The sequence below is a fragment of the Aquabacterium sp. genome (assembly GCF_035476535.1).
GTDB lineage: Bacteria > Pseudomonadota > Gammaproteobacteria > Burkholderiales > Burkholderiaceae_C > Pseudaquabacterium.
This window is the reverse complement of the sequence record NZ_DATILJ010000293.1, coordinates 1-3051: the sequence shown is the minus strand read 5'-3', so window position 1 is coordinate 3051 and position 3051 is coordinate 1. Positions and strand designations below refer to the sequence as shown.

Below are 3051 nucleotides of genomic sequence, written 5' to 3'. Positions count from 1 at the left end.
GACACCTCGCGCACGAATTCGTCGAGTGACGCCCAGCGCCTTGTCGCACCTTTGGCCGTCGGGCTCGAGGTCGAAAGCACCGGCAGTGCACCGCCCTTCGCCTCGGCCCTGAGCACCGTGGCCACCGTGCTGGCAAGGATGCTGTGTCCGCTCGGGTACTCGGGGTGCATCGGCGCGTCGATCAGTGAGACCCAGTTGGCTTCGCGCTGCGTCGCGTCGTTGCCGTCCTGGTCAGCGTTTCGGATGGCGGTGACCGGGCGCCAGAGGTTGTAGTGGTACTTGGCGTCGAAGACAGCGATCATCGCGTCGTCTGTCGCCTGCGCGACGGTCGCGAACAGGCGCGCATTGGCCGCCAGGTCACGGTTCGGCGCCAGCGCCACCGAGCGCACGACGCCGTGGTAGATCGCCGGCAGCGAATAGTCCCAGAAGCGCGCAGCCTCGGTTTGCTCGGCGCTGCGGCGCGTGCTGTTGCGGCCTCCGAAGTTCTTGACCTCGTTGAAGTCGCGCGCCCAGGCGTCGCTGGCCAGCGACGGCGGCGCAGCCGGACGGACCTGCGCTGCGCTTGCCAGCAGCCAGGGCTTGCGCTGCGACCACTGCGGCACCGCCGCCGCCGCGGTCGGCACGTAGGCGCCGGCGCTCGCGTGCGGACGGTAGGCCTCGGCCGCGATCACATCGTCGGCGCGTGCGGCCAGCACGGCGTTGGCGGCCGCCTCGCCGGCGGCGATGCCGGCCGACTTGGCCGGGCCGTCTGCGACCAAGGCCAGCGCGGCTTGGTAGGCGGCGTCTATCCTGGCCTGCAGCGCCGGCAGCTGCCTGACGAAGCTGACACGGTGGGCGGCGGCGATGGCGGCCTCGGCCGAAGCGTCGCGTCGCTGCGCAGCCTCGACCGCGTCGCGTGCCGCGGTCTGCACCACGGCCATGATGCGGATCGCCGGCGGCGTGCCGATCTTGGCTTCGGTGATGATCGCGCCGGAGGTCTGGTTCCAGTCGGTGATGGCGTCGGCGCGGGCGATCGGCGAGGCGATCACCGCGGCAGCGGCGAGCAGGGTGGGAAGTCGGTTCAGTTTCATGGTTGGCTCCGGAAGAAGAGGTAGTCGGCCGTGTAGGCCGCGCGCACCGATTGCTGATTCACGCAGGCACCGGCCGGTGCAAGACCGCCCCACGTGTTGAGGCGCTGGATGTAGCTGATGCCGGCCAGCGAGCCCGGCGCTGAAGGCTCAGCCTGCGCGGTGAGCAGCAGCCATGGGATTTCGCGGCCGCCCGGCGCTTCGAAGAGTGCCTGCACGCTGCCACCGACGCGGCTGCCGTCGGTGAGCTGCCAGGTGGGGCCAGCGCCGTGCGAGCCGACCACGCGGCCTTGCACGTCGTGCAGCACGGCCTCGGGTGCAACCAAGGCCCAGGCTTGCTCGCGGCATTCATAGATTTGTACGCCGCGTGCGGCCAGCGTAAGCGCCAGGCGCGCGTCTGCCGGCGGCGCGGTGGGCAAGGCGTCTGGCGAGGCGGCCGCAGCCAGCGGCAGTGCTGCGAAGAGCAGCAGGGTAGAGAGTTTCATCGTGGATCCTTTGCTGGCAGCAGCGACTAGAAGCTGAGCGTCGCTGCGCCGCGCTTGATCGCCTCGTGCATGACGCCGGCGCCGGTGATGACGACGCCATCGATCAAGGACTCCTGGGTGTAGCCCCGGCTCTTCACGCACGGCGGGCATGCCCAAAGCGCGCCGCCCCTGGCCTGGAAGTCCCTCAGCATGTCCGCCAGCGGTTCGAGCGGCTTGACCTGGGTGGTATCGGTGGCGCCTCGTCGTACAAGGTCGACACCGCTGCTGGTGAGGAAGATGGCGACCTTCAGGCCGGCGGTGATCCCGCCGAGTGCGATGACCATCCCGACCGATGACAACTCATGGTCGATGCCGTGCGTAATCAGCACCACCAGTTCGCGATTTTGCGTGTTCATTTCAGATCTCCGTTGGGGTTGAGGAAGATCGGTACTGTAGAAGTGGCGACGCTCGCAAGCTATGATCGCAACGCCGATTAACTTGACCAAAACACCGCGGGCCTGCGGCGACCTGCGTCCGGACTACAAGGAGGTGACATGGGTGCGGATGTCCTCTCGACGCTACTGAAACCGGTTCGGATCGCAGGTTCGCTGCAGTTCTGTGTACATGCGGCCGGGTCTTGGCAGACCGATGGCACACCGCGGCTGGGGAAGATGGCCCAGGCCGCAATCCCTGCGATTCCGTTCCATGTCGTCGCCAACGGAAAGTGTTGGGTCCGCCTGGAAGGACGCGCACTCGACCTGGAAGAAGGCGATGTCGTCGCATTTCCGTTCGCGACCGGTCACGCCCTCGGCCTGGGAGAGGCTGGTCCGCTGATCTGCCCGGTCGACGACCTGCCGCCCCGGCCGTGGGCAGACGTGCCGGTCCTGCGCTACGGCACCGGGCATGTATCGACACGTTTGCTGTGCGGGTACGTTTCGCTGGAGGCGATGAACTTCCGGCCTTTGCGCGAGGCGCTGCCGGTCGTGATCCAGATCAAGTCCAGCGCCCCAAACACCAGCACCTTGGTGCGCAGCGCCGTGCAGGAGTTGATCGCCGAAGCCGACGCGCGCAGCCCTGGAGGCACTTCGGTCGTCGAGCGCCTGACGGAAATCATTCTGATCGAACTGCTCAGAAGTGAGATCGTGGCGAGGCAGGGGGCTGCACGAGGGCTGCTCGCCGGCATGACCGACCCGATCGTTGCGCGCGCTCTGGGTTCGATGCATGAATCGCCCAAGGAGAACTGGACCGTCGCCTCGCTCGCCAGGACCAGCGCGACCTCGCGCTCCGTGCTCGCAGACAGGTTCGGTTCGATCATCGGCAAGTCGCCGATGCGCTACCTGCGCGAGTGGCGGCTGTTCCTGGCCAGCAATGCGCTGGCCGACACCCCCAGGCCGATCAGCCACATCGCCGAGGAGGCCGGCTACGACACCGAGGCAGCCTTCAGCCGCGCGTTCAGCCGCCTGCACGGCGTCCCGCCGGCTCGCTGGCGCGCGCAGGCGCGAGCGCAGCACAACGCGTGA

Annotated in this window: 4 protein-coding genes; 1 reads left to right on the top strand and 3 read right to left on the bottom strand. The window is 68.1% G+C overall.

All coding sequences use genetic code 11. The features are described from left to right. The 3 genes from VLK61_RS28480 to VLK61_RS28470 all read right to left on the bottom strand — a co-directional run. The coding region (locus tag VLK61_RS28480; RefSeq protein WP_325426438.1) for a vanadium-dependent haloperoxidase at positions 1-1070 on the bottom strand (1070 nt) is incomplete at its 3' end. Next, a complete protein-coding gene (locus tag VLK61_RS28475) occupies positions 1067-1552 on the bottom strand; it encodes a DUF3455 domain-containing protein (protein ID WP_325426436.1) in 486 nt (161 codons plus the stop codon). The genes VLK61_RS28480 and VLK61_RS28475, both read right to left, overlap by 4 nt. A gap of 26 nt (positions 1553-1578) precedes the next feature. Further along, complete coding sequence (locus VLK61_RS28470) at positions 1579-1947, bottom strand: DsrE family protein (protein WP_325426434.1); 369 nt, start codon at positions 1945-1947, stop codon at positions 1579-1581. Between the two features lie 138 nt (positions 1948-2085). Here VLK61_RS28470 and VLK61_RS28465 point away from each other — a divergent pair, with 138 nt between their 5' ends. Beyond that, entirely contained in the window at positions 2086-3051 is a 966-nt protein-coding gene (locus tag VLK61_RS28465; RefSeq protein WP_325426432.1) for an AraC family transcriptional regulator, read from the top strand.